The 25,844-nt window shown below is 72.2% G+C and carries 22 protein-coding genes; 10 read left to right on the forward strand and 12 right to left on the reverse strand.

The window, feature by feature from the left end; genetic code table 11:
• Positions 1-25: 25 nt before the first annotated feature.
• Complete coding sequence (locus tag ACZ4TO_RS28305) at positions 26-718, reverse strand: tellurium resistance protein (protein ID WP_382791966.1); 693 nt, start codon at positions 716-718, stop codon at positions 26-28.
• Between the two features lie 204 nt (positions 719-922).
• Between ACZ4TO_RS28305 and ACZ4TO_RS28310 the strand changes: the two genes are divergently transcribed.
• From ACZ4TO_RS28310 to ACZ4TO_RS28330, 5 genes are read left to right on the forward strand one after another with little or no spacing between them, the layout of a single operon-like run.
• Positions 923-2,497 (forward strand): methyl-accepting chemotaxis protein, encoded by a 1,575-nt coding sequence (locus ACZ4TO_RS28310; RefSeq protein ID WP_468025534.1) that lies wholly within the window; start codon positions 923-925, stop codon positions 2,495-2,497.
• Positions 2,494-2,967, forward strand: coding sequence for a hypothetical protein (locus tag ACZ4TO_RS28315; protein WP_385044429.1), 474 nt, complete (start codon positions 2,494-2,496; stop codon positions 2,965-2,967). Before ACZ4TO_RS28310 ends, ACZ4TO_RS28315 begins: the two co-directional genes overlap by 4 nt.
• Before the next feature lie 17 nt (positions 2,968-2,984).
• The gene (locus tag ACZ4TO_RS28320; RefSeq protein WP_467850040.1) at positions 2,985-3,650 is read left to right on the forward strand and encodes a vWA domain-containing protein; all 666 of its coding nucleotides are present in this window, start codon (positions 2,985-2,987) and stop codon (positions 3,648-3,650) included.
• Positions 3,651-3,660: 10 nt separating this feature from the next.
• On the forward strand, positions 3,661-5,121 hold the full coding sequence (locus ACZ4TO_RS28325; protein ID WP_468025535.1) for a PP2C family serine/threonine-protein phosphatase: 1,461 nt from the start codon (positions 3,661-3,663) through the stop codon (positions 5,119-5,121).
• The gene (locus ACZ4TO_RS28330) at positions 5,118-6,065 is read left to right on the forward strand and encodes a hypothetical protein (RefSeq protein ID WP_468025536.1); all 948 of its coding nucleotides are present in this window, start codon (positions 5,118-5,120) and stop codon (positions 6,063-6,065) included. Before ACZ4TO_RS28325 ends, ACZ4TO_RS28330 begins: the two co-directional genes overlap by 4 nt.
• 98 nt (positions 6,066-6,163) lie before the next feature.
• Here the strand turns inward: ACZ4TO_RS28330 and ACZ4TO_RS28335 are convergent, their stop codons facing one another.
• A complete protein-coding gene (locus ACZ4TO_RS28335; RefSeq protein ID WP_382791985.1) occupies positions 6,164-7,462 on the reverse strand; it encodes an LCP family protein in 1,299 nt (432 codons plus the stop codon).
• A gap of 118 nt (positions 7,463-7,580) precedes the next feature.
• Here ACZ4TO_RS28335 and ACZ4TO_RS28340 point away from each other — a divergent pair, with 118 nt between their 5' ends.
• Positions 7,581-8,129, forward strand: a complete 549-nt coding sequence (locus tag ACZ4TO_RS28340) for an acyl-CoA thioesterase (protein ID WP_382791988.1) — start codon at positions 7,581-7,583, stop codon at positions 8,127-8,129.
• 164 nt (positions 8,130-8,293) lie between these two features.
• Here the strand turns inward: ACZ4TO_RS28340 and ACZ4TO_RS28345 are convergent, their stop codons facing one another.
• On the reverse strand, positions 8,294-9,787 hold the full coding sequence (locus ACZ4TO_RS28345; RefSeq protein ID WP_468025537.1) for an LCP family protein: 1,494 nt from the start codon (positions 9,785-9,787) through the stop codon (positions 8,294-8,296).
• Between the two features lie 175 nt (positions 9,788-9,962).
• Here ACZ4TO_RS28345 and ACZ4TO_RS28350 point away from each other — a divergent pair, with 175 nt between their 5' ends.
• Entirely contained in the window at positions 9,963-10,991 is a 1,029-nt protein-coding gene (locus tag ACZ4TO_RS28350) for a glycosyltransferase family 2 protein (protein ID WP_382791994.1), read from the forward strand.
• Between the two features lie 61 nt (positions 10,992-11,052).
• Here ACZ4TO_RS28350 and ACZ4TO_RS28355 read toward each other — a convergent pair whose 3' ends face one another.
• The 5 genes from ACZ4TO_RS28355 to ACZ4TO_RS28375 form a co-directional block, all read right to left on the reverse strand.
• Entirely contained in the window at positions 11,053-11,472 is a 420-nt protein-coding gene (locus ACZ4TO_RS28355; protein WP_468025538.1) for a spore-associated protein A, read from the reverse strand.
• Positions 11,473-11,654: 182 nt separating this feature from the next.
• Complete coding sequence (locus ACZ4TO_RS28360) at positions 11,655-13,379, reverse strand: LCP family protein (protein WP_382791999.1); 1,725 nt, start codon at positions 13,377-13,379, stop codon at positions 11,655-11,657.
• A 120-nt stretch (positions 13,380-13,499) separates the two neighbouring features.
• Complete coding sequence (locus ACZ4TO_RS28365) at positions 13,500-15,272, reverse strand: LCP family protein (RefSeq protein ID WP_468025539.1); 1,773 nt, start codon at positions 15,270-15,272, stop codon at positions 13,500-13,502.
• Positions 15,273-15,518: 246 nt separating this feature from the next.
• A complete protein-coding gene (locus tag ACZ4TO_RS28370) occupies positions 15,519-16,787 on the reverse strand; it encodes an LCP family protein (protein WP_468025540.1) in 1,269 nt (422 codons plus the stop codon).
• A gap of 149 nt (positions 16,788-16,936) precedes the next feature.
• The gene (locus ACZ4TO_RS28375; protein ID WP_382792007.1) at positions 16,937-17,692 is read right to left on the reverse strand and encodes a TIGR03089 family protein; all 756 of its coding nucleotides are present in this window, start codon (positions 17,690-17,692) and stop codon (positions 16,937-16,939) included.
• A 129-nt stretch (positions 17,693-17,821) separates the two neighbouring features.
• On the opposite strand from ACZ4TO_RS28375, the gene ACZ4TO_RS28380 reads away from it, so the two are divergent.
• Together ACZ4TO_RS28380 and manB are read left to right on the forward strand one after the other, a co-directional pair.
• Positions 17,822-19,234 carry a peptidoglycan recognition protein family protein gene (locus ACZ4TO_RS28380; RefSeq protein ID WP_382792010.1) on the forward strand — a complete coding sequence of 471 codons (1,413 nt, stop codon included), beginning with the start codon at positions 17,822-17,824 and terminating at the stop codon, positions 19,232-19,234.
• A 195-nt stretch (positions 19,235-19,429) separates the two neighbouring features.
• Positions 19,430-20,512, forward strand: coding sequence for a mannose-1-phosphate guanylyltransferase (manB, locus tag ACZ4TO_RS28385; protein ID WP_382792012.1), 1,083 nt, complete (start codon positions 19,430-19,432; stop codon positions 20,510-20,512).
• Positions 20,513-20,684: 172 nt separating this feature from the next.
• On the opposite strand, the gene ACZ4TO_RS28390 is transcribed toward manB, so the two are convergent.
• From ACZ4TO_RS28390 to ACZ4TO_RS28405, 4 genes are all read right to left on the reverse strand, one after another.
• Positions 20,685-21,710, reverse strand: coding sequence for a DNA-3-methyladenine glycosylase family protein (locus tag ACZ4TO_RS28390; RefSeq protein ID WP_468025541.1), 1,026 nt, complete (start codon positions 21,708-21,710; stop codon positions 20,685-20,687).
• Positions 21,711-21,856: 146 nt separating this feature from the next.
• Entirely contained in the window at positions 21,857-23,215 is a 1,359-nt protein-coding gene (locus ACZ4TO_RS28395; protein ID WP_468025566.1) for a coenzyme F420-0:L-glutamate ligase, read from the reverse strand.
• Between the two features lie 5 nt (positions 23,216-23,220).
• Entirely contained in the window at positions 23,221-24,204 is a 984-nt protein-coding gene (gene cofD / locus ACZ4TO_RS28400) for a 2-phospho-L-lactate transferase (protein WP_468025542.1), read from the reverse strand.
• 87 nt (positions 24,205-24,291) lie between these two features.
• Positions 24,292-24,780 (reverse strand): cysteine dioxygenase, encoded by a 489-nt coding sequence (locus tag ACZ4TO_RS28405; protein ID WP_385044403.1) that lies wholly within the window; start codon positions 24,778-24,780, stop codon positions 24,292-24,294.
• Positions 24,781-25,504: 724 nt separating this feature from the next.
• On the opposite strand from ACZ4TO_RS28405, the gene ACZ4TO_RS28410 reads away from it, so the two are divergent.
• Positions 25,505-25,768 (forward strand): WhiB family transcriptional regulator, encoded by a 264-nt coding sequence (locus tag ACZ4TO_RS28410; RefSeq protein WP_003975777.1) that lies wholly within the window; start codon positions 25,505-25,507, stop codon positions 25,766-25,768.
• Positions 25,769-25,844 lie beyond the last annotated feature (76 nt).

Consider the following 25,844-nt stretch of genomic DNA (forward strand, 5'->3'; position numbering starts at 1 on the left):
CTCACCTCTTCGTTTTCGCCCCTGATCAGTCCTTGCGCATCCGGACCCACGTGAGGCCGAACCCGTAGGCGCCGTCCATCTGTTCCTGGACCGAGCGTCGCGGGGTGCCGGTGAACCAGCGGACCTCGCGGGTGACGGTGAGGCCGCCCTCGGTGGGGGTGGCCAGGGCGATGGCGCAGCCCGTCGCCCCCTCGGGGGAGTCGTCGAGCGCGATGCGGAAACCGCCGGACGGAGCGGTCACGGTGGCCGTGGCGCCCAGGCTCCGGAAATCCACGGCGCCGCTGTACACGTAGACGTGGAAGAGCAGTTGCCGGAACAGCTCGCGCCGCTCCAGGTCCACCCGGACCGTCTCCCCGTCCGCGCACGCCCCCGTGCGGTCGTCCTGGTCGAGTTCCATGTACGGCCACCGCGACAGCGAGCCGAAGGTGTTCCCCAGCGGCTGTACGGCCGCGGAGGTGCCGTCCGTGAAGGCGGCCATGCAGCCGAGGTCCAGGTCGGCCCCGGTCCCCGGCGGCCGGTTGAGGTTCACCTGGAGGACGCCGCGCCCCGTGACGCGGGCCCTCGGTGCCGACCTGGTCAGCGTCGTCTCGGCCCGCGCGGCGGGAGGCCGCGGCGCCTCCCGGGCCGTCGGGGCCGCGCGCTGCGCGCCGGTCCCGGGCCGGGCGCCGGGCGCGGGCCTCAGGCGGATGGTCGCCCGTCGACGTTCGTCGTTGCTCAACTTGTCCCCCTCGCACCGCCGTCGGGGAGAGTGGCGGGTGTCGCGAGTTTATGCGCGGAGCGTGTCCACTGGAGTACTCTCTGTGCCCTCGGTCGCGCGTCCGGTGCGTGCGAACCGGCGGGGGACACGACGGCACGTGACACGGGTGGGGATCCAGGGTCGCCGTCGACGCGCCCCCGCGTCCGTCGTGTTGTGGGGGTGGGCATGCCGTCAGGCGCCCTGATGGACCGTCATGTGATCGCGCAGAGCATCGAGGAACTCGCGAAGCGGCCGGCACTCGGGACCCGGCAGGAGGAACTGGCCGCGCTCGCCGCGGCACTGCGGAACCAGAACGCCGGCGAGCTGGACCCGTGGTCCGAACTCGATCTCCTCGCCGCCTACGCCCGCCCCGAGAGCCTGCGGGCCCCCGGCGGCCGCGGCCCGGAGCACCCGCTCTGGTCCTACGCCGAAGGAGCGCTGGGCGCGCTGGTCTTCGTACCGCTGATGCTCACCTGGTACGGGCTGACCCGGGCGTCGAGCGCGTACGGAGCGCTGACGGGCGCGGACCCGAGGGCCGCCTCCCGGCCCTTCCTCCAGCTCTGGCAGTCCGGTTTCGAGGGGCACCTCACCGGTGCCTTCACCTTCGGCCATGTGGCGATGAGCGCCACCGTCGCCATCGCGCTGCTCTTCTCGCTGGTGCTCGTGCACGGCCTGCGGCGGTCCGCCGTCGCCCGCCGGGAGGAGGACGCCGAGCGCGGCCACGAGGAGGTGATGGCGGCGCTCGTCCCCGCGCTGACCCGCGCCCAACTCGTCCTGAACGGGCAGCGGTCGAGTTCCCCGCAGCGCTTCGCCGCCGAGCTCACCGAGTCCGCCGCGACGCTCAGGCGGCTCGGCGACAAGGCGGTCCGGGTCCAGGAGGAGCTGACGGCCGCGGCCTCGACGGTCGGCGAGGCGGTGCGGGGCGCGGAACGCGCGCTGTCCGGGGTCGACACCTCCGTCAAGCCCCTGGAGACCGCGGTGGGCCGCGTCGAGGCCGCCGTCAGCGACGGTGGGGCGCAGGTCCGCAAGGCGCTCGACGACGTGCGGGAGGCGAGTGGGGAGGTGCGCCTCGCGGTGCACGGGGCAGGCGACCGCGTCGAGGAGTCCGTCACCGTGCTGGCCGCGTCCCAGCGGGCCTACGCCACCGGTGTCGAGGTGGCCTCGGACGTCTCGGCCCAACTCCTGGGACGCTTCGGCGAGGTGGCCGAGGACACGGCCCGCGCGGTCGAGGAGTCCCAGCACGCGGTGCGTGAACTGAGTTCCCAGAGCGGTGCTTTGCGGGCGGTCGCCGACGAGTTCGCCCGTCTGGTGGCCGAGTTGAGGGCGGGCGGGGCGGGCGGCCTCACCGACGTCCGGCCTCCGGGTCCGCCGGGCCGTACGGACCCGGCAGGCCGGGCGGGTCAGGCGGACCGGGCGGCCCTGCCCGGCCAGGTCGGGCATGGGGGTGCCTGGTCGTCGGCCGGTGACGCCCACGGGCATGGCCGAGCCGCCGACGCGGGCCATCCGTCCTCCCCCGAATCCGGACACGCCTCCTCTCCCGCATCCGGACACGCCTCCTCCGCCGACGCGGGCCACGCCCCCTCCACCGACGCGGGCCACGCCCCCGGGGACCGGTTCGGTTCGCCCGTGGAGCAGGCCGACGCCCCCGCCGGCCGGTTCGGGCCCCCTTCCGGTGACCCGGGCCACCCCGGCCCCGCACGGCCCGACCCCCGTCGCCGGCCCCCGCCGCCTCCCGCGCCTCCTGTGACCGAGGCCCGATGAAGCGCGGCGGAAGGTTCCAGCCCCTGCACATGGCGGGGTGGCTGTTCGCGGACATGCTGCTCGTCCTCGCCCTGGTGGCCATGGGCGACCAGGGCGACCCGCAGGCCGCCGAGAAGCGCCCCGCCTCCTCGGCCCCGGCCGCCGGGAAGAAGGCCCGGCACACCGGCCCGCGGGCGGTCGTCCGTACACCGGTCGAGGTGGCCGTCGACGCGGCGGCCGGCGACGACGACGGCATCGTGCGGGCACTGCGCACCGCGACCGCGCGCTACCGGGGCCGGCAGGCCGCCTTCGTGCTGACCTTCGGACGCCACACGGACCCGGGCGCCGGGGGCGAGTACGCGCACGAGGTCAACTCCCTGCTGGAGAAGGCCCGTCCGGACATGTTCCGCGCCGCCACCACCCGCGACTTCTGGAAAGGCGGAGCCTCCACGGGGCACGCCGACATCGAGATCTACTTCTACACGTACTGACCCGGAGGTACGAGACCTTGCAGATCCTGCCCTTCTACCTGCTCTGCGACGAGTCCGGGTCGATGATCGGCGAGCCGATCGACGCCATCAACGGCGCGCTCCCGGACCTGCACCACGAGATCAGCACCAACCCGACCGTCGCCGACAAGACGCGCTTCTGCCTCATCGGCTTCTCCGACAGCGCCACCGTGCTCCAGCCGCTCGTCGACCTCAGCGACATCGACTCGGTCCCCGCGCTCGCCGCGGGCGGGCTCACCTCGTACGGCGACGCGTTCCGCACGCTGCTGCGCTGTGTCGAGGCCGACGTGGCGGCACTCAAGGCGGAGGGCCACGAGGTGTACCGCCCCGTGGTCTTCTTCCTCTCGGACGGCATTCCCACGGACCCGGACTGGGACCAGGCGTACAAGGAGGTCACCCAGTCACGGTTCTGTCCGAAGATCATCGCCTTCGGCATCGGCGAGGCGCAGGAGTCGACGATCGCCCGGGTCGCGAACTTCCGGGCCTTCATGCAGAAGGACTCCTCGGTGTCACCGGCGCAGGCGCTGCGCGAGTTCGCCTCCAGCCTCACCCGGTCGATCGTCCGGTCCGCCGGGAGCATCGGCGCGGACGGCGGCGGCGGATTCACGCTGGCCGTGGACGACACCGTGCCCGGCTTCTCCATCGTCTCGCTCGACAAGATGTGAGGCGGCGTCCATGCAGAACGACATGAACGCCGCCGGACCTTCCCGGCCGGGCCCGCGCGAGCCCGAGCCGCACCCGCGCGAGGTGGGGCCGCACCCCCGCGAGGTGGGGCCGCCTCGCCCGGATGCGGGGCAGCCGGAGGCGAGGCACCCCGAGGGGTGCGCGCACGACCCGGGGCAGCGGGAGCAGCCGAGCTGGCCGGACGCGCGGCAGCCCGACCCGCTGGACGAGACCTGGCAGCAGAGCGTCGACCTGTTCTTCACCGACCATCCGGAGTCGGGGGCGCCCGGTGCCGGGCCGGGGGCGCCCGCGGCACAGCCCGCCGTGCCCACCCCCGTGTCCTACGGGCCGGGTCCGCAGTCGCCGCCCTCGGCACCTCCCGCGTACGAGCCGACGCCGACGCCGCCGTACCCTCAGCCCGGGTTCGTACCGCCGCCGGCACCGCCGGCACTGCAGGCCCCCGGGCAGCCGTCTCCGCACGGTTCGGCACCCCCCTCGTCCCCGCGCGGCCCCGTGCCCGGGCCCGGGACGGCGGCCGACCGGTCCGCCGCGCGCACCGGAGCCGTCCCCGTGCTCGGCGCGCCGCCGCACTCGGGGCCCAAGCCGCCGCTGTACGCCCCCGAACCCCGGGAGCTGCCCTCCGTCCGGGAGGACCCGACCGCGGCGCTGACGCCGGACATGGTCGTGGACGGTGCCGGGTACGGCGCGCTGACCGTGCGCGCGGCGTCGGTGCGCGGCGACTCGCACCGCTATCAGGGCGAGCCGCGCCAGGACTCGCTGGCCGTGGTGCGGCTCGGCGCGGCCGGCCCGGACGGACTGCTGCTGCTCGCGGTGGCGGACGGCGTGGGCTCGGCGGCCCGCTCGCACGTCGGCTCCCAGGAGGCCTGCCGGCTCGCCGCGCTGGAGCTGGACGCCGTGTCCGCCGACCTGGTGGAGACCCTGCGCACGGGCGACCGTCCGGGGTTCGCGGCCCTGGCGGACACCGCGGTGGGCCGGGTCGCGACCCTGCTCGCGCACCGCGCCCGCGAACACGGCGACGACCCCGCCGCGTACGCCACCACCCTGCGTGCCCTGCTCGTGCCGCTCGATCCCCGGGTGCGCACCCGCGGCTTCCTGGCCGTCGGCGACGGCGGCACGGCGCTGCTGCGCGGCGGGGAGTGGAACCTGTCCCTGACCGACCCCGAGCACGACGGCGACGGGATGATCGACACCCGCACCGCAGCCCTGCCGCACGGCCATCGCGCCCGCGCCCTGCTCCTCGCCCCGGCCCTGCCCGGAGACGTCCTCGTGCTGTGCACGGACGGCCTGTCCACACCGCTCGCCGGTGACGCGGGGATGCGGGCGTTCCTCGCGTCGGGATGGGGGCGCGAAGGGGCGCCGGCACCGGCCGACTTCCTGTGGCAGCTCCAGTACCGGGTGAAGTCGTACGACGACGACCGCACCGCCGTAGTCCTGTGGGAGGCCGTGCCGTGAGCGCCGACGACGGCGCCGACGTGACCCTCGGCTCGCTCGCCCTCGGCGCGCGCGTCGGCGACGGCGGCCAGGGCGAGGTGTACGGCGTCGTGGGTCCCGGCCGGCTGCTGTACAAGAGCTATCGCGAGCCGGGGAAGGCCGACGGCCGGGAACTCGCGGCGCTCGTGGCGCTGCGTCAGGGGCTCGCCCCGGCCGACCGTGAGCGCCTGGACCGGGAGGCGGCGTGGCCGCTGTGCCGGGTCGTGGACGGGGGCAGGGCGACCGGCTTCCTGATGCGCCGCGCGCCGGACTCCATGACCTGGCCGACCTCGCGCGGCGAGACCCGGCTGACCGACCTGTCCTATCTGCTCCGGCCGCCGCGGCCGGCCTGGCAGGCCGTCGCGCAGCCGTCGCCCGCCGAGCGGTTCGCGCTGGTCGTGGCCGTTCTCGGGCTCTTCCGGTGGCTGCACGCCCTGGGGCTGGTCGTCGGCGACGTGTCCCACGCCAACGTGCTGTGGACGGTCCGGCCCGCGCCGGCCCCGTACCTCCTGGACTGCGACGGCGTCCGTATGGCCGGGCGGCCGCCGGTCCTGGAGCAGGCGGACACCCCCGACTGGCACGACCCGCTGGCCGCCGCCGGCGCGGCCACGGTGGACAGCGACCGCTACAAGGCGGCCCTGGTGGTGGGCCGTGTCGTGAGCCAGGACCCGTACGTGACGCCGGGCACGCCGCTGCGGCCGCTGTCCGGCGTCCTGGACGACCGGCGGGCCGACGCGGTCCGTGACCTCTGGGAGGAGGCCTCGGGTCCCCGGGGCACCCGCCCCCATCTGGCCCAGTGGTGCACCGCGCTGGCGGGGCGCGACACCATCCGCCTGATGGCCGCGGAACCGGCCCCGAGGCCCGTCGTGGACCGGTCCAAGTTCGACGGCCCCCGCACGAGGGGCCGGATCACGCTACGCAAATGACCCGCCGACGGCCGGCGGGCGGCGGTGTCGGCGGGTCGGCCGGCCGGTGCCGGCCCCCGGGTGACCGGGAGTCGGCGGCGACGGCGGTCGCGGGCGGGTCAGTTGCCCGAGACCGTGACCGCCTCGTCGTTCTTGAGCTCGTCGACCAGCGTCTTCATCTTCGCCTTGTCCCAGACGAGGTTGCCGCCGACGGAACCGGAGATCGGCATGTTCATGGACTTGCCGTCGCCGCTGGTGACGCCCTTCATGGCCCAGAACATGTCGGCCAGGTCCCACAGGCTCATGTCCTTGTCGACGACCAGCGAGTCGAGGCCCGCGCCCATCGTCGGGTACAGCTTGAAGGGGTTCAGGACCGTCGAGGGGGTCGCGACCTGGTGGGCCAGGGCGGCCAGGAACTTCTGCTGGTTCTTGGTGCGCTGGAGGTCCGAGGCGGCGAAGGCGTGGCGGGTACGGACGAAGGCGAGGGCCTGCTCGCCGTTCAGCGTCTGCTTGCCCGCCTTGAAGTCGGCGCCGGAGTACTTGTCCTTGAAGCCCTGGTCGAGGTTCATCTCGACACCGCCGACCGCGTCGACGATGCCGGCGAACCCGGCGAAGCCGATCTCCACGTAGTGGTCGATGTGCAGGCCGGTGTTGTACTCGATGGTCCTGACCAGGAGCGTGGGGCCGTCGAAGGCGTAGGCGGCGTTCAGCTTGTTCTGGCCGAGCGGGCCCTTGATCTTGCCGGACTCGGAGCCCTGGAACTTCGGGATCGTGACGTTCGAGTCGCGCGGCAGCGACAGCAGCGTGGAGCCGTTGCTGCCGGTGTGCAGGATCATCATCGAGTCCGTGCGCTTGCCCTCGGCGGAGCCCGTGTGGAGCTTCTTCTTCTCCTCGGCGGACATGCCGGCGCGGCTGTCGGAGCCGACGATCAGGTAGTTCGTGCCTTCGCCGGTCTCCGGCCGGTCTATGACCTTGGAGAGATCGACGTCACGGTGGAGCTTGGAGTCGGCCCAGAAGTACGTGCCGACGGAGACCACGACGAGCGCGGTGACCAGCGTGATCGCGGTCCACTTGATCCGCTTCCGCCAGTTCGGCGCGGGGCGCCGCGGGTACGTGCCGTCACCGCCAGGGCCCTGCGGACCGCCGGGGCCGTTGCCGTACACGTGGCCGGTGTTGTAGCCGGAGTCGTACCCGTTGTCGTAGCCCTGGCCTTCGTCGTAGCCCTGGCCGTCGACGTACGAGGGCTGCCGGGGGACACCGGCGCCGTACGGCGGCGCACCCTGGCCCGGGGCGGGTGCGGCGGGCCCACGGCGGACCTGGCGCATGACGCGGGCGCTCTCAGGCTGTGCGCCTGCGCTGCCGCGTCCGTAGCGGTTGCTGCGGTTGTCGTCGGACCACCCGTCGGGCCAATCATTCATGCGGACCAGTGTGCCGCTCTCCACCAGGCGCCTTACAAGAGAGCAGGGAGATCTGGGTCACGCCTGTTGCAGAGCTGATGCAAATCGACGGCCTCGTGCCCGGCATAAGGTGGAGGACATGACAGACCAGGCCCCCAACCCGGAAAACGACATCCCGGGCAAGCCGACCTCCGCGTCCCGCACCACCCTCAGCCACATCATGACCCACAACGACACGAACCTTCTGGGCTCCGTGCACGGTGGCGTGATCATGAAGCTCGTCGACGACGCGGCGGGCGCCGTGGCGGGGCGGCACTCCGGCGGGCCCGCCGTCACCGCCTCGATGGACGAGATGGCCTTCCTCGAGCCCGTCCGCGTGGGCGACCTGGTGCATGTGAAGGCCCAGGTCAACTGGACCGGGCGGACCTCGATGGAGGTCGGCGTGCGGGTCCTGGCCGAGCGCTGGAACGAGTCCACCCCGCCGCAGCAGGTCGGTTCGGCCTACCTCGTCTTCGCCGCCGTCGACGCGGACGGCAAGCCCCGCCGGGTGCCCCCGGTCATCACCGAGACCGAGCGGGACGAGCGCCGTTTCCAGGAGGCGCAGATCCGCCGCACCCACCGGCTGGCCCGCCGCCGCGCGATCATGGACCTCCGCGAGAGGCGCTCCGCGGAAGGCCTCGACGACTAGGTGCCGAACGCCCGCCGGGCGTCGAGGCCCGGCGGCCGACGGGGGTCAGGTGGCCGACGGGGGTCAGGTGGTCGTCCGGGGTCGCGGGGCGTCGGGGTCAGGTGGCCGTCCGGGGTCGGATGGCCGCCCCCGGGTGGCCGTCCGGGCCGGGTGGCCGTCCGGGTTCAGGGGCAGACCACCTGGTCTCCCGTCACCACTCCGGACTCGCCCTGGGCGGGATCCTCGGCCTGTACCCGCGTCACCCGCTTGAAGTCGGTACCGGCGATCACCTTCAGCAGCGGGCCCTGCCCGGGGACCGCGCGCAGCTCGGCACCGGGCAGCGCGGCCGCGAGGGACTTCGCCGAGCGGTCCCAGCGGGGGTCGTACGCCACGACGGTGCGCCGGACCCCGGAGTCGTGGCCCGTCGTGGGCCGGCCCGTCGTGCGGAACCCGGTGGCGGCGAGCGCGCCGTCGACCCGCCTGCCGAGACCCGTCGTCGAGGTCCCGTTCTCGATCTGGACCCGGATCTGCTGCGGGGCCACCGCGACCCGGACGGCCTTCGGCCGCGGTGCCCGGGGCGTGGCGAGCGGCTTGTCCTCGCGCAGCTCCTGGAACAGCTTCCGCGCCTTCGGCTCGTCCCACTTCAGGGTCGAGCCGATGCCCTTGACGGCGTACGCCATCTGTCCGATCGGCACGGTCGTGAACTCGGACGAGGACGGCGAGAAGTTCCGCATCGCGCGGCCCAGGTCCAGCAGCTCGTCCGTGCCGAACCCCTTGTCGGCCCGCACCGAGCCCAGCACCGCCCGGGTCACGTCCCGGAACTTCATCGGGTTCAGCAGCACCCCGGACGACGTGGCCTGGGAGACGAGGGACGCCAGGAAGCGCTGCTGGCGCTTCATCCGGCCGAGGTCGGAGGAGCCGTCGGTGTGCCGGGACCGTACGTACTGGAGGGCCTGTCCGCCGCCCAGCAGATGCGGCCCCGCCGCCAGGTCGAGCCCGGTGTAGCGGTCCTTGAGCGGCTGCGCGGTGCAGATGCGGACGCCTCCGAGCACGTCGACCGTCTTCATGAAGCTGGTGAAGTCGACCTCCAGATAGTGGTCGATCTTCACGTGGGTCATGTTCTCGACGGTCCGTACGGTCAGGGTCGGGCCGCCCTCCGCGTACGCCGCGTTGAGCTTGAGGGCGTGGGGGCCGTGCCGTTTGCCGGTGACCGCGTCGGTGTGCTCGGGCGCCTCGGCGTAGGAGTCGCGCGGCAGGCTGACGATGCTGGCGCGCTCCCGGTCCTCCGAGATGTGCACGATCATGACGGTGTCCGTGCAGTGGCAGGGGGCGCCGCCGAGCCGGTACTTGCGCCGCTCCGCCTCGGTGACCTTGTCCCGGCCGTCGGTGCCGACCATCAGCAGGTTCATGCCGTGCCCGCCCTCGGGCCGGTTCTTCATGTCCTTGAACGGGTCGACCCGGGCGATGTCCGCGTCCAGGCCGCTCAGCACCGCGTGCCCGATGCCCGCCGAGGCGAGGACCACCACGGAGACGGTGGTGAGCGCCCGCATGGCCCAGCGCGGCCTCCTGCGCCGTACGGGGCGTACGGGGCGTCCGTCGGAGCGTCGGGCCGGGCGCCGCGCGGGAGACGGCCGCGGGGGGCGCTGAGGGCGGACGGGGGAGCGGGGCGGCGTGGGCAAGGGGAACACCTCCGCGAGGGGGGACGGGGGAGGGAAGCGTTCCGCGGGCCGGACGCAGCCGCGTTCCGCTGGGCGTGGGGATCCGTGAGCACGGTAGGCCGATACGATCTGCGGCCCGGTCCTTACGCCGGGCGGCGCGCGACCGTGTCCCCCGTTCGCGGTAACGTGAGCTCCGATGAGCGAGAAGTCTGACGTGCGGTCTCCCGCCGTTTCTGTGATCATGCCCGTCCTCAACGAGGAGCGGCATCTGCGCGGGGCCGTCCAAGCGATCCTGGCGCAGGAGTACGACGGCGAGATGGAGGTCGTGATCGCCATCGGTCCCTCCACGGACCGGACGGACGAGATCGCCGCCGAACTCGTCCGTGAGGACCCGAGGGTCCATACGGTGCCGAACCCGACCGGCCGTACGCCCGCGGCGCTGAACGCCGCGATCAAGGCGTCCCGGCACCCCGTCGTCGTGCGGGTCGACGGGCACGGCATGCTCTCCCCGAACTACATCGCCACCGCCGTACGGCTCCTGGAGGAGACCGGCGCGCAGAACGTCGGCGGCATCATGCACGCCGAGGGCGAGAACGACTGGGAGCACGCCGTCGCGGCCGCCATGACGTCGAAGATCGGCGTGGGCAACGCGGCCTTCCACACCGGTGGTGAGGCGGGCCAGGCCGAGACCGTGTACCTCGGGGTGTTCCGGCGTGAGGCGCTGGAGCAGCAGGGCGGCTACAACGAGGAGTTCATCCGCGCCCAGGACTGGGAGCTGAACTTCCGTATCCGTGAGGCCGGCGGGCTCATCTGGTTCTCGCCGGAGCTGAGGGTGTCGTACCGTCCGAGGCCGTCCGTCAAGGCGCTCGCCAAGCAGTACAAGGACTACGGCCGCTGGCGGCACGTCGTCGCCCGCTACCACGAGGGCTCCATCAACCTGCGCTACCTGGCTCCGCCGGCCGCCGTCTGCGCGATCGCCGCGGGCCTGGTCGTCGGCGCGGTGCTGACGCCGTGGGGTCTGGTCGTCCCGGCCGGATATCTCGCGGCCATCGGGCTGGGCTCGCTGCCCGCGGGCAAGGGGCTGCCGGCGAAGGCCCGGCTGCAGATCCCCGTGGCCCTCGCGACGATGCACATGTCGTGGGGCTGGGGCTTCCTGACGAGCCCGAAGGCGCTGGCCCGCAAGGTCATCGCGTCCCGCCGCCCGGCGGTCGTCGGCGCCGGCTGATCCCTCCCGCACCCACGCCGGGCCCCTCTCGCGTCGAGAGGGGCCCGGCTGTCTTTCGCCGTCAGCCGCAGTGGACGCCGTAGTCGATCTGGATGTAGCTCGCGTTGCCCGCGGAGCCGCCGTAGTCGATGCAGGAGTGGGCGGCGTACACGTAGACGGGGCCCGCGTAGGAGCTGTAGGTGCCGGCGTCCATCTCGCTGGACTTCCACACCGTGTCGGTCCGGTGGATCCGCAGCCGGGCGTCCAGGTACGTCGACGTTCCCGGGTGGTCGTTGACGGTGACGACGCAGTTGTAGCCGGTGGCGCTGCTGTACGTGATGAAGGCCTTGCCGTCGCCGACGTCCTTGGAGCCGACCACGCTGTACCCGGACCCGCAGGCGCCGTTGTAGGCGGCCGCGGCCTCGGCGCTGCCGGTGGCGGCGATCATTCCCGCGGCGGTGAGGCCGAGGACGGCCGTCGCTGACCCAAGTCGCTTGCCCATGGTCATGGTTGATCCTCCATCAGATCTTCTGCAAGAAAAGATGATCATGTCGGAGGGGTGCCGGGCGGACAACTCGAACCGGCGTGATCTGTGTCACCGCAGAGTCGTCTCGTGAGCCGCGCACGAGTCGGGCCCCTCTCGAATCGAGAGGGGCCCGGCTGGCCTCGGCCGTCGAAACGGGTCTACGACCAGGTGTAGTTCGGGTCGACGTGCATGCAGGCGCCGGTGTCCGAGCCCTTGTCGAGCTTCGCCGACGCGGGCGTCGAGTCGTCGTCCTCGGGTGCCTTGTACGTCGTGCCCTCGCGCCAGTCGGCGCCGACGACGAGCGTGACCCCGGAGACGTCCGCCGACTTCTCCACCGCGTGGGTCGAGATCCCGAGGGCCTTGGCGAGGCGCAGGGCGTCACCCTCCAGATCGGCGCTCGGGTAGCGGATCACCGTGGTGTCCTCGGCCGCCGTCGTCGACGGATCGGCCTTCGCCTGCGTGAACCCCTTGCCGACGAGCAGCTCGCTCACCGCGCTGGCGCGTCCGGGCACCGGGGCGAGCGTGCTGGTGCGGGTGCCGTTCCGCACCTGCACCGCGATCTCGTCGTCCGCCGCGGCCGGGTCCGAGGAGGTCTTCTCCGCGGCCTTCTTCTTGTCCTTGCCGTCCAGCGCGATGTCCTCGCGCAGCAGCCGCCAGACCTTGTCCGCGTCCGTCGGCTTGGGCAGCACGCGGTTGCCGTCGCTGGAGTACACCCACGGCATGGTGGTCATGGTGATGCGCTTGGTCGGGACCTTCTTCAGTTCCTTGCTGAGGTCGTAGAGGTCGGTGACCGAGCCCAGGCCCTGGTCGACCGTCAGCGCGCTGGTGGCCGTCTCGGCGAGCCCCCGCAGCTTGCCCGGGTTGCTCAGCGTGGCGTTCTCCCGGAGCTGGCGCACCATCGAGTTCATGTACTGGTGCTGGGCCTTGGTCCGGCCGATGTCGCTGCCGTCCTCGAAGCCGTACCGCGTGCGCAGCCACTGCAGGGCCTGCTTGCCCTTGACGGACGTCGTGCCCTTCTCGAGCTTGAGCCCGGAGCCGTGCCCGGTGGAGGTGTGCGAGTAGATGTTGGCGTCCACGCAGACGGGGACGCCGCCGATGGCGTCGGCCATCGACACGACACCCGCGAAGTCGACCATGATGAAGTGGTCGATGTGGATGTCGGTCAGCTTCTCCCAGGTGGCGACCGTGCAGCCGGGGCCGCCGCGGCCCAGCGAGTCGTTCGTCATCGTGAGCGAGGAGCTCGCGGCGTAGCTCGTCCCGGTTTTCGGGTCGGTGCACTTGGGTATCTGGAGCAGGGTGTCGCGCGGCATGCTCACGACCGACATGTTGGTGCGGTCCGCGGACAGGTGCAGCAGCATCTGGACGTCGGCGCGGGGCGGGGTGTCGAAGGTGTCCTTCGCGCCGCCGAGCTTCTGGTTCTCGGTGGAGTTCCGGGCGTCCGAGCCGATCAGCAGGATGTTCAGCGGGGTCTGGCCCGCCGCGTTCGGTTTCGTCTTCGCGGCGCGGTCCTTCGCGTCGCCGATGTTCAGGTCGTCCCGTTTGAGGTTGTTGTTCAGGTGCCGGTAGTAGAGATAGCCCGCACCGGCGGTGCCGAGTATCAGGACCGACAGCACCAGCGCCGACCAGCGAAGTATTCGGCGTCTGCGCCGCGGGCGGCGCGGGGTCCCGTGGTGTCCGTCGTCCCCGTCGTGCGGACCCTGTGCCTTCGGGCCGGGCGGCACGGGGCCGTCGGCCGGGCCGGTGCCTTCCCCTTCGGGCCGGGCACGCTCCGACGTCTGAACGGAATCGCCGCCCCCGTCGTACATGCTGTCGTCCCAGCCCAGTTCGCCGGCCTGCGGGACACGTGGTCGTGCTCCCTCCCCGCGCACACTGCTTTGCGCCATCTCCCAGCCTCTCCCCACCCTGCGCCTGACAAACGGGTCCGTCGGGCGTCCGGCCGGGCGTCTTCACGCCCGGCCGGACAGCCGCTCGCGCCCTGTAGGACGCCTGACGGACCCGTTAGGTCACTTCGCGCACACCGTTTTGTCCGCCGTGGACTTCTCCACGTCCGGGGCCTTCGTCGCAGCGGTCAAAGGCACACCGGCGCCCTTGAAGTCCTTGCCCAGGGTCAGCACGATCGCGGGCAGCCCCTGTGAGTTCTTCTCGCTCTTGCCGGGCTTCAGCGCCGAGCCGGACAGACCCATGAGATCCGCCAGCTTGCGTGCCTGGTCGGCCTGGTCGGGAGAGTACTCCAGGGTCGTCTTGCTCAGTGTTTCGTCGGCGTTGCCGAGTTGGCTGGACTTGAGCACGCCCTCATCATTCTGCAGCCAGTTAAGAGTTTCCTGTGCGGAGCCGGCCTCGGCGCCGCCGTTGTAGATGTCGACGCGGATGTCGGAGGCGGCGGAGCGGGAGCCCTTGAGGCGGGCGGCCTCCGCGGCCTTCTCCTTCTTCTCCTTCTGCTTGACGGCGGTGAAGGAGACGTCGTTCTTGATCGCGTCGAAGACGGGCTGGGCCCTCGGCTCGTCGACCACGACCGTCGCGTGGTAGCCCTTCTCGGCCGGGTTGTCCTTCACCGGCACCGTCGTGAAGGTGATGTTCTTCGTCGGCACCTTCTTCAGCTCCAGGGCCATGTCCTTGAGCGTGCTGACCTTGCCGATGCCGGTGTCCACGGTGAGCGCCTTGGTGGCGGCCTCGGCCAGCTTGTACAGCTTGGTGGGGCTGGTGAGGGTGTCGCTGGAGCTCATCTTGCGCATCAGGGAGCCGATGAACTGCTGCTGCACCTTGATGCGGTCGAGGTCGCCGGCGTTGCCGAAGCTGTGCCGGGTGCGCACGAAGGCGAGGGCCTGCTCGCCCTCGATGGTGTGCTTGCCGGCGGAGAGCTTGAGGTGCGAGTCGGAGTCGTTGACGTTCTTGGCCAGACAGACCTCGACACCGCCGACCGCGGTGGTCAGCGTCTTGACGGCGTTGAAGTCGGCCATCATGAAGTGGTCGACCGTGATGCCGGTGACCGCCTTGACGGTGTCCATCGTGCAGCCGGGGTTGCGGTCCTCCTGGCCGAGGCTGGTGTTGAAGCGGACGCTCTGGGACGGCTTGATGACCGTCTCCGTGCCGTCGTCCTGCTTCGACCTGCACTCGGGGATGTCGACGATCAGGTCGCGGGGAATGCTCAGCGCGGTCGCGTTCGTCCGGTCCTTGGAGACGTGCAACAGGATGTTCGTGTCGGCGTGCCCGACGCTGTTCTTGTCGCCGTATCCCTCGTTGCCCGCACCGGTGCGCTTGTCGGTGCCGATGATGAGGATGTTGAAGGCCTCGTCCTTGCTGAAGCCGTCCTTGGCCGAACCGCCGACGTCCTCGGTCTGGACGTTGCCCTCGAGGTGCTTGAGATAGGCGTACGCGGCGCCCGTCACGGCCACCAGGACCAGCGCCATGGTGCCGCCGGTCCACAGCAGCGCCTTCTTCGCCTTCGACTTCTTGGGCGCCTTGGTGCGCCCGCGCCGCCGCCCGGGAACGGGCTCCGGCGGCTCGGCGCGCCGGCGGCGCGGCCCCGGCACGTCGGGGCCGGGAGCTCCGCGCTCCCGTCCTGGTGCCTCACGTTCCCGTCCCGGTGCCGCGCGGTCCCGAGCCGGCGCGCTGCGGGTGCGCGTCGCCGCGGAGGGGGTGCCCCTCCGCGGTCGCGGTACGCCCGATTGCGCTCCGGAAGGGGGCAGTCGCAGTTCGTATTCACCGGTGTTCGGGTTGAGCACCCACTGGTCTGCGGGGTCGATGTCGTCCGCCCGCCCACGGCCTTGCGCGTCCACGGTTGTCTGAATCCTCCGTCGGGGCCACGCGGCGCCCTTTCCCCCTCAAAAGGCGCTCGGGTCTCGGTCAAGCAGTGCGCGACCCCCAGGACGGACCTCGTGGCCGGGTGCACCGGATCGCTCACACTATCCGCCCAGTTCAGCGTCCAGCGACGGCCGTGACAAATTCAACGTTCCTACAACCGGGCAATCCGCCCCATTTTCAGAGACTTCTTAGCTCGCCTGTTCCCCACCTTGGCGCTCGCTTTACCCGCAGGCGTCCTGCGCGGCCGTGTTGCCGCGGAAAGTGGGAGCCGGATCGGGGGTCCCGGAGAGTCGGGCGACCCCTATTGACGTCGACATTCCGTCGCCGGACGACTCCCCTTCGTAGTCGCTGAAGGATTTCCCGTACAGGCTCACGGAATGCGGTGGCTGACCCTGGGCCGGCCTCGCGGGAGGCTCCTTCACGACCACGACGGGCTGGTCCGCGCGCAGCCGTCTGAAGAGCCGGGCCGCCGCCGGCTCCACGAGCTGATCACGGTTGGCGTTCAGGACGTACGACGTCCGGGGCACGGTCAGGAACTGGATGTCCTCGGTGGGGATGTCGCGCATGCCGCGGGCCAGGTCGTACAGGCCGCGCAGACTCGCGAGCCCCGGGTCGGTGGTCAGCGACGAGGTGGCCGCGTCCAGCACCGGATACAGCTTCGTCGGGTTGAGCAGCACGTCGTCGCTGCGCACCTTGCTGATCAGCGCGCCCAGGAACCTCTGCTGGCGGTCCATGCGGTCGGTGTCGCTGCCGTTGCCGATGCTCTTGCGGGCGCGTACGTAGCCGAGCGCCTGCTCGCCGTCGAGCACCACCTTGCCCGCGGGCAGCTTCAGCTTCGCCGCCTTGTCGTGGATCGGCTTCCGCAGGCACACCTCGACGCCGTCCACCGCGTCGACCATGTCCTTGAAGCCGTGGAAGTCCACCACCATGTGATGGTCGACGCGGATGTTCGTGAGCTTCTCGACGGTGCGGATCGTGCAGGCCGAGCCGCCCACCTCGAAGGCGTAGTTGAACATCGCGAACATGGGGGCGGTGCGGCTGCCGTCGGGGCGCCGGCAGCTCGGCACGTCCACCATCAGGTCGCGGGGCAGCGACATGGCGGTCGCGCTGTGCCGGTTCGCCGACAGGTGCAGCAGGATCGTGGTGTCGGACCGTTCCGTGCCCGAGTCGCGGCCGTACTTCTTGTTCCCGGCCCCCGAGCGCGAGTCGGACCCGATCAGCAGGATGTTCTGCGCGTCGCGGACCAGCGCGGTGGGCCGTTCCTTCTCGTAGCGGGCCAGTTCGGCGGCCGCGTCGTTGTCGGCCGTGATGTTCCCGCTCAGCTTCTCGTAGGCGGCCCAGCCCACCGCCACGGCGCCCAGGACCACCACGGCCGCCCCGGTCGCCGTCCAGCGCAGCCAGCGCCGCCGCCGGCGCCTGGACCCGGTGGGCGACGCTCCCCGCCCCGGGTCCTTCGGGCTTCCGGAGGGAGTGCCCGCGGTGTCGGTCACGTCGGGACCACCACCCCTCATGGCGTACGAGCGAGTCTCGCTGCTCCTACGACCATGTCCCGACGCGGCAGGTGAGGGGGGCCGATGATGGGCCGAACGGGGGACGCCCCGGCGCCGAGGGCGCCCCGAGGTCCTGCCGGGTGCGGGGTCTAGCGGGCCGTCGCGGTCACCCGCTCGCTCTCGATGCGCCGGGCGAGCGCGTCGTCGTCCAGCCGGTCGAGATTGCGGCACAGCACCACCGAGGCGCCGGCCGCGAGCGGCGCGTACAGACCCGCGGTCACGCCCTCCCAGGTGTCGTAAGGGAGCGCCGACAGGATGCGGGAACCGGGACCCGTCAGATCCAGCCCGGGAGCGTCCCCGCGCGCCTGCTCCACGACCTCCGCGCCCGTGAACGAGGCCCCGGCGACGATCAGGGCCCGGTCCTCCGGGTCGACCGGCGCGTACGGCGCGAAACGGTCGCCCTGGCTCGGCACCTCGACGGCGTAGTCGGCGTAACCCGCGGGCGGCGTCGGGAAACGGCGGCCGAGCGGGGCCAGCGAGAGGGCGACGCGCTCACCGGAACAGGCGAGCCCCGCGTCGAAGTGGCCGGGGCCCGCGACCACGTGGTCGGCGGCCGCCGGGTCGCCGCCGAGGTCCGCGACGACGCCCACCGAGGAGCAGGCGAGCAGCCACACCGCCGTCTGCCAGTGCGCGGGCAGCAGCAGCGCGACCCGCTCGCCGGGCTCGGCGGCCATCTCGCCCTGGAGCAGGTTGGCGGTCTTGGCCACCCAATTGGCGAAGGTGGCCACGGACAATTCGACCCGTTCGCCCGTCGCGTCGTCGTAGAAGGTCACCAAAGGACGCGCGGGGTCCTCGGAGAGCGCGGATCGCAGCAGGTCGGCAGGGGTGCGGTCGGTGGCGTTCACGCGCGCAAGCGTACGCGGGGGCGACGCGCGGCACGGGCCGAGCACGCCACCGGTTCGGCGGAGCGCGGTCCGACGGTCCGTCAATTCCGCGATGGACAGATATGTATGACTATGTCCAGGATCAGGAGCATGCGTGGATTCCTTGCTTCCTCGGTCGGCGTCACCTGCGCGGCCGCTCTCGCCCTGCCCCTCACCCTGCCCGCCACCCCGGCACAGGCCGGGCCGGCGACGCTGACATCGGAGGCCGCCGCCCCCGGCAGCACCCAGTCCCTGCCTCTCGTCCCCCTCACCCGCAGACGCTCGCTCGGCCCGACCGCCCCGACCCAGGGCCTCACCCGCCGGAACGTACGGCCCTTCTCGCTGGTCGGCGTGGTCTGGGACGACCCGGAGACCGAGCTGAACGGCCGGGTCCAGGTCCGCACCCGGGCGGCCGGCACCGGCGACTGGTCGGACTGGCAGGACGTCGAGGCCCACAACGACGAGCACGCCGCCGACCCGGACACCGCCGAGAGCGCGTCGAGCCGGGTGCACGGCTCCACCGCCCCCCTGTGGGTGGGGAACTCGGACGGCGTCGAAGTCCGCGTCGAGGCGGAACGGGCGGCGCCGGAGGCCACGGACGGTCAGGAGCCCGAGGAGGGCGCCCCGGACGGCCCCGAGACCCGACGCGCGGCCGCCCCCGCCGCCGCCTCGCTTCCCGGCGGCCTGCGCCTCGAACTGGTCGATCCCGGCGGGGACCCCCCGGGCCCGGACGCCCGGACCGCCGGACGGGCCGGGGGAGCGCCCGCCGGCCTGCGCGCCAGGGGCGTGAACGGGAGCGTGCGGTCGGGCGCGGCGGACGGCGTGCGCGCGGGAGCCGCCGAGATCCCCGCGCTCTCCCGGGCGCAGACGCTGCGCGCGTACTTCCCCGACGGCGCGTCCCAGCGGCGCGTGACGCCGTACATCGGACCGCGCCCCCGGATCGTCACACGGCACGGCTGGGGCGCGAACGAGAACCTGCGCGAGCGCGGCTTCCTCTACACGAAGACGGTCAAGGCGGCCTTCGTGCACCACACCGCGTCGGGCAACAAGTACACCTGCGCGCAGGTGCCTTCGATCATCCGCAGTATCTACCGCTATCACGTGGTGAGCAGCGGCTGGCGTGACATCGGCTACAACTTCCTCGTCGACAAGTGCGGCAACATCTACGAGGGCCGCGCGGGCGGCGTCGCGAAGGCGGTCCAGGGCGCCCACACCCGCGGGTTCAACACGAACAGCATGGGGATCGCCGTGATCGGCACGTTCGGTGCCACGAAGCCCACCGACGCCGCCGTCAAGGCCATCTCCCGCCTCACCGCGTGGAAACTCGGTCTGTACGGAGCCAATCCGCGTGGCAAGACATACCTGACGTCGGCCGGTGGCAATCTCTACCGAAAAGGAAAGAACGTACGACTGAATGTGATCTCCGGCCATCGGGACGGGTTCGCCACGGAGTGCCCCGGACGGCTCCTCTACGGCAAGCTCGGCTCCGCCCGGACGACCGCGGCCCGCTACCAGGGTCGCTAGAACCCCGTACAGCAGCCAGGAACGGCCCGGCCGGCGAGGGACCGGCCGGGCCGCGCCGGCAGAGATCACCTGAAGTCACGGCACGAGCCCGTCGAAGGACACCGCACGGCCATCGAGGGCGCCATCGAACGGTCTGCATACACTGGCCGGCCGAAAGACAGTTCGGCCGGTCCCGGCAGGAAGCAGAGACGACAGGTGACAGAAGCGATCCTCCTGGTCGGCGGCAGAGGCACCCGGCTGCGCCCGCTCACGGTGCGCACGCCCAAGCCGATGGTTCCGGCGGCCGGTGTCCCCTTCCTCACGCACCAGCTCGCGCGGGCGCGCGCGGCGGGCGTCGAGCACATCGTGCTGGCGACCTCCTACCTCGCCGAGGTCTTCGAGCCGTACTTCGGCGACGGGTCCTCGCTTGGCCTCCACATCGAGTACGTCACCGAGGAGGAGCCGCTGGGCACCGGCGGCGCCATCCGCAACGTGGCCTCCCGGCTCCACTCGGGTCCCGACGAGCCGGTCCTGATCTTCAACGGCGACATCCTCACGGGCCTGGACATCCCCGCGCTGGTGTCGGTCCACGAGACGACCGGCGCGGACGTCTCCCTCCACCTCACCCGGGTGGAGGACCCGCGCGCGTTCGGCCTGGTCCCCACCGACGCCACCGGGCGCGTGACGGCCTTCCTGGAGAAGCCGCAGAGCCCCGAGGAGATCGTCACCGACCAGATCAACGCGGGGGCCTACGTCTTCCGCCGCTCGGTCATCGACACGATCCCCGAGGGCCGCCCCGTCTCGGTCGAGCGCGAGACCTTCCCGGAGCTCCTGGCCACCGGTGCCCACCTCCAGGGCATGGTCGACTCGACCTACTGGCTGGACCTCGGCACCCCGCAGGCCTTCGTCCGCGGTTCCGCCGACCTGGTGCTCGGGCGCGCCCCGTCCCCGGCCGTCCCCGGCCGCTGCGGCGACCGCCTGGTCCTGCCCACGGCCACGGTCGCCCCCGACGCCAAGCTCACCGGCGGCACGGTGGTCGGCGAGGGCGCCCGCATCGGCGAGGGTGCCCGGATCACCGGCAGCACCGTCCTGGCCGGCGCGGTCGTCGAGCCCGGGGCCGTCGTCACCGACTCGTTCGTCGGCGCCGGCGCCCGCATCGGCGAACGCACCGTCCTGACCGGCACCGTCATCGGCGACGGCGCGGTGGTCGGCCCCGACAACGAACTCCGCGAGGGAGTCCGGGTCTGGTGCGACGCCCAACTCCCGGCAGCGACACTCCGCTTCTCGTCGGACCAGTAACCACCACACCGCCGGAGGGGCACGGGCAAGTTTCAGCCCCTCCGGCGTTTGAGGAGCGGGGTCTGGGGCGGAGCCCCAGATAGGGGACGGGCAGGGGCGGAGGGGGCGAGAACCGTCTGTGCGGAGGACCGGCACGGGCGGAAGCGCGTCGAACCCCCGGGCCAAGGCCCGCCTAGAGCAGCCCGATGTCCGTCCGCGGCATCTTCGGCGTACGCCGCGGCGGCGTACGCCCGGAGAGCAGGATCAACCGAGCGGCCCGATGCCGCTGCCCGGCATACGGCTCCAGCAGCTCCAGCATGACGGAGTCGTCCGCGTCCCGGTCCCCGGCCAACGCCCACCCCACGATCCCCGGCAGATGCAGATCCCCCACGGTCACGGAATCCGCCGAACCATGACTCCGCTGCACGACCTCCGCGGACGTCCACGGCCCGACCCCGGGCACCAACTCCAGCCGCTCCCGCGCCCGCACGGGATCGAACCCGACGGCCTCCTCCAGCCGCGGGGCGACCCGTACGGCCCGGAGAACGGTCGCTGCCCGCTTGTCGTCGACCCCGGCCCGGTGCCACTCCCAGGACGGGATCAGCGCCCACGTCCGCGGCGCCGGCATGACGTACATCCGCTCGGGGGCGGGCCCCGGCGCCGGCTCCCCGAACCTGCGGACGAGCAGCCGCCACGCCCGGTACGCCTCGTCCGTGGTGACCTTCTGCTCCAGGACGGACGGGATAAGCGACTCCATCACGAGCCCGGTCCGCACCAGTCTCAGACCGGGCCGCCGATGCCGGGCGAGCGCGACCAGCCGGTGCCGCGGCTCGAAGGCTCCGGGATCGTCGGCGGCGCCGAGCAGGTCGGGGAGCCGGTCGAGGAGCCAATCGGCCCCCGGTCCCCAGGCCGTGCCCCGGGCCACCCCGCCGTGCAGGGCGACCCGCAGGGTTCCCGGCCCGGCGGGCGTTCGGCTGGTCCGCCACACGGAGCCGTCGGGCGTCGTGCGGAACGTCGGATCGCCCGGTCCGCGGCGCAGCGGTCCGAGGACGAGCCCGAGATCCAGCGGCCCGTCGGGGGTCCAGGTGCGGACCCGCCCGGGCTCGGCCGTCTGGTGGGGCACCCGGCCCGGCACACCCCCCGGCACACCGCCGGGCACCACGACATGACCGCCGCGCACGGTCGTACGCGTCGGCCGGGGAGCGAAACGTCCAGACACGGATGAGGTCCTAGAGCTACTCGGGCTGCCCTACGAGGGTAGGCGCTCCGGTCACGCCACGGGGTCGGGACGCCTCGACGACCGGCCCGAGGGGGCATCCCCGCCTCCGGGCTCGGGCCGCCCGCCCGGCCGAGGCGCCCCGCCGGTCAGCGCACCTCGACGAAAGCGGCGGCGTCCCGCTGCGGCCGGGCTCTCGGTTCCTCGGCCGCGTGTCCGACGGCCACGGCCCCCATCGGATCCCAGTTCTCCGGCAGGTCCAGCACCTCACGCACGACGTCACGGCAGAACATCGTCGAGGACACCCAGGCGGACCCCAGCCGCTCCCCGGCCAGCGCGACCAGGAAGTTCTGCACGCCCGCCCCGGTGGCGACGACGAACATCTCGCGCTCGGCCCCGTCGCGCCGCACGTCGCCGTACGTGTGCGACCCGTCCATGACCAGGCACGGCACCACGAGGTACGGCGCCTTGCGCAGCACCTCGCCCCGCCGGACCCGCTTGGCGATGGACTCCTCGCTCTTCCCGTCGCGCCGCAGATCCGCGATCCACGCGTCCCGCATGGCGTCGAGCAGCCGCGTCCGTGACCCGGCGGACTCCAGGAGCACGAACCGCCAGGGCGTGGTGTGATGCGGCGCGGGAGCGGTCACCGCAGCCGCGACCGCCCGGCGCACGGCACCGGGGTCGACGGGCTCGTCGGTGAAGGCCCGTACCGTACGCCGCTGGGTCACGGCCTCCCGTACGGCCTCCGAGGTGCCCAGCCGGAACATGTCGTCCCGCGCGTCGCGCACCATCGCCCGCGCCCCCGTGCCGTCGCCCTCGGCCACCAGGTGGGCCAGCCCGCGCACGACGGCGACGGGCAGCCCGGAGGCCTTGCCCTTGACCAGGTCACCGGCGGCGGCCAGTTCGTCGGCGAGGGCCACGACGGTCGCGTTCAGGGGGTTGCCGTGGGCGTCGGTGCGGCCGCGCAGGTCGTCCAGCACCCGGACGCCCGCGGCGCCGATGGCGACGTCGGTGAGCCCGGTGCGCCAGGGCCGCCCGAAGGTGTCCGTGATCACCACGCCGACGTCGACGCCGAGCGTGTCCCGCAGCCCCTCACGGATGGCGCGCGCGGAGGCGTCGGGGTCCTCGGGCAGCAACAGCACCGTTCCGGCAGGGGTGTTGGAGGCGTCGACACCGGCGGCGGCCATCACGAGACCCTGCCGGTTCTCGACGATCCGCAGCGTGCCGCGCCGTGCCACGACCCGGACGGTCTCGGCGTCGATGGCGTCCTCACGGTCGGAGGCCTCGACCGTCCGGCCCTCGGCCTTCGACACGATCTTGGAGGTGACGAGCAGCACGTCCCCGTCCACGAGGCCGGGCCCGGCCGCCGCGATGAGTTTGGCCAGGTCGTCGCCCCGGCGCACCTCGGGGAGCCCGGCCGGTGCCCAGACCCGGTAGCCCGTGTCGGCGGGCCGCTCCCGGTGTTCCCCGGCGGTGTGCCCGGCCGCGCCGGGAACCGCCGCGTCCATGGTGCTCACGGCGTCCGCACCTCCTCCGCCAGCGCCAGCGCCTCCCGCGCCATCCGCGCGGTCGCGTCGAGGTCGGACATCATCAGCGGTACGGCGCGGCAGCGGATGCCGGCCGCTTCGACGCGCTCCACGGCGGCGGCGTCGACCGTGTCGACGAGCCAGCCGTCCAGGAGGCCCGAGCCGTAGTGCTCGGCGACCGCGGCGGCGGTGGACTCGACGCCCACCGCGGCCAGCACCTTGTCGGCCATGCCGCGCACGGGAGCGTCACCGACGATGGGGGAGAGGCCCACGACCGGTACGCCCGCCTCGGCGATGGCCTCGCGGATGCCGGGCACGGCGAGGATCGTGCCGACGGAGACCACGGGGTTGGACGGGGGGAAGAGGATGACGTCCGCCTCGGCGATGGCTTCGAGCACCCCGGGAGCGGGCTTCGCCTGTTCGGCGCCGACCGGCACGATCGCCTCGGCCGGCACGGAGGCCCGCAGCCGGACCCAGTACTCCTGGAAATGGATCACCTTGCGCTCACCCGCGGCGCCGGACGGGTCGCCCTCCGGCAGCGTGACGGCGACATGGGTCTCTACCCGGTCGTCCGACATGGGGAGGAGCCGCACGCCGGGCTTCCACCGGTCGCACAGGGCTTCCGTGACGGCGCTCAGCGGATAGCCGGCGCCCAGCATCTGCGTCCGCACGATGTGCGTGGCGAAGTCCCGGTCGCCGAGCCCGAACCACTCGGGTCCGAGCCCGTACGCCGCGAGCTCCTCCTTCAGATGGAAGGTCTCGTCGGCCCGCCCCCAGCCCTGCTCCTCGTTGATGCCCCCGCCGAGCGTGTACATCACCGTGTCGAGGTCCGGGCAGACCTTCAGCCCGAAGAGGTGGATGTCGTCGCCGGTGTTGCCGATGACCGTGATGTCCGCGTCCGGCACGGCCCGCTGGAGACCACACAGGAACCGTGCACCACCGATACCGCCTGCCAGAACCACAATGCGCATGGGGTTCAGTCTCGCAGGCGGGTACGACAACGTGTCAGCCGGTCACGGGACCCCGGCGACGGCGGGCCGCCGTCCGGCGCGATCGCGTCACACCGTTTCGGCCACCGCGCAACGCGCCGCGTGCATCGGCATCTCGGTGAGGCCCGGGTAGTAGACGTGCAGGCTGACGGCCGGTTCGAGCGTGTCGTTGACGACCTCGTGGACATAGCCGGGCGCGAACACGCGCTGCGCGCCGGAGCCCAGGGCGCGCGTGCCCCGCTCGGTGTGCTCGGTCAGCGCGCCGTCGAGCACGGTCAGCACGCCGGAGGAGCCGCCGTGGTCGTGCAGTCCGCTGCCCTGTCCGGGCACCCAGGACAGGAGCCACACCTCGTAGCCGGGCCCCGTGCGCAGCCGGTGGTACCAGCGCGAGGCGGCGTCGTAGCGGACGAGGTGCTCCCACTGGGAGCGGTCGGCGGCGATGGAGCGCGCCAGGCCGGCGAACTCGGCCACGGTGGAGGGGTGTTCGCGCGGCGGCTGAAGCAGGTGCGGGACTTCGAGGATGTCGCCGGCGATCTGGAGGTCGCTGTCGCTGTTCATGGGTGCGGTGGTTCCTCGGCGGAAGAGTGCTGGGGTGTCGCTTGCCGTTTCCGCCCGGGTCGCGGGCGGGTTCCGCCCTGGTCGGGAGCGGGAGGAGCCCGGGTGTGGGCGGTGGCCCCGGTGGGGGCGGGATTCGCCTCGATGGCGGCGAGGCAGCCGGAGCGCGGTAGGGCTCAACAGCTAGAACAGCAACAACAGCTACAGCGCACGTGGGCAGCACCGAGGGACCCGGCGGTGCGGGTCGAGGTGAATGCCAAGTGCACGAGCATGCCCACAAGGACAGCGGTTCACACCCCGACTGTCAACTGCATGTCCGGTATGTGGGAGATGTTTCACCTCATCCGGTTCATCTGACAGGCGAAAGGTTTGTTCAGGCGACTCCCCGGACACATGGCGCACAACCGGGTGAACAAACCTCGCTGCGGACCCGTGATCTAAATGTGATCAGTTTCGCTTCGAGGTCTGCGTCGGAACGAGATCGAACGTCTGGACGTCCTCCTCTGTGAAGGGGCGGGCGTCTGACCTGGCCTCTTGGGCTGTCAGGGTTTATGCCGATTTGAACACTTTCTGCATTGCCTTGGTTCCGCAGAGTGAATAAGGGGCCCAATAGCAGATCTCGGCTTGACTGGCCCGGATCGGCACACTTGTAATTTCACTCGTGTCGTTCAGCCGAAATCGGTAACGGCAGCATCACGGGGACGCGAAAGACAGACGAGGGGCGCACATGACCGAGCTGGTGCAGCAACTGCTGGTCGACGACGCGGACGAGGAACTCGGCTGGCAGGAGCGCGCGCTGTGCGCCCAGACCGACCCCGAGTCCTTCTTTCCCGAGAAGGGCGGCTCCACCCGCGAGGCCAAGAAGGTCTGCCTCGCCTGTGAAGTCCGCTCCGAGTGCCTCGAATACGCGCTCGCCAACGACGAACGGTTCGGCATCTGGGGCGGTCTGTCCGAGCGGGAACGGCGTCGCCTGAAGAAGGCCGCCGTCTGAAAAACGTCGCACGGACGAGCGGACGCGGAACACCGGTCCCCACCCGCGGGCGCCACCGACCAAACGGCACACACTC

The organism is Streptomyces sp. NPDC028298 (assembly GCF_055565895.1).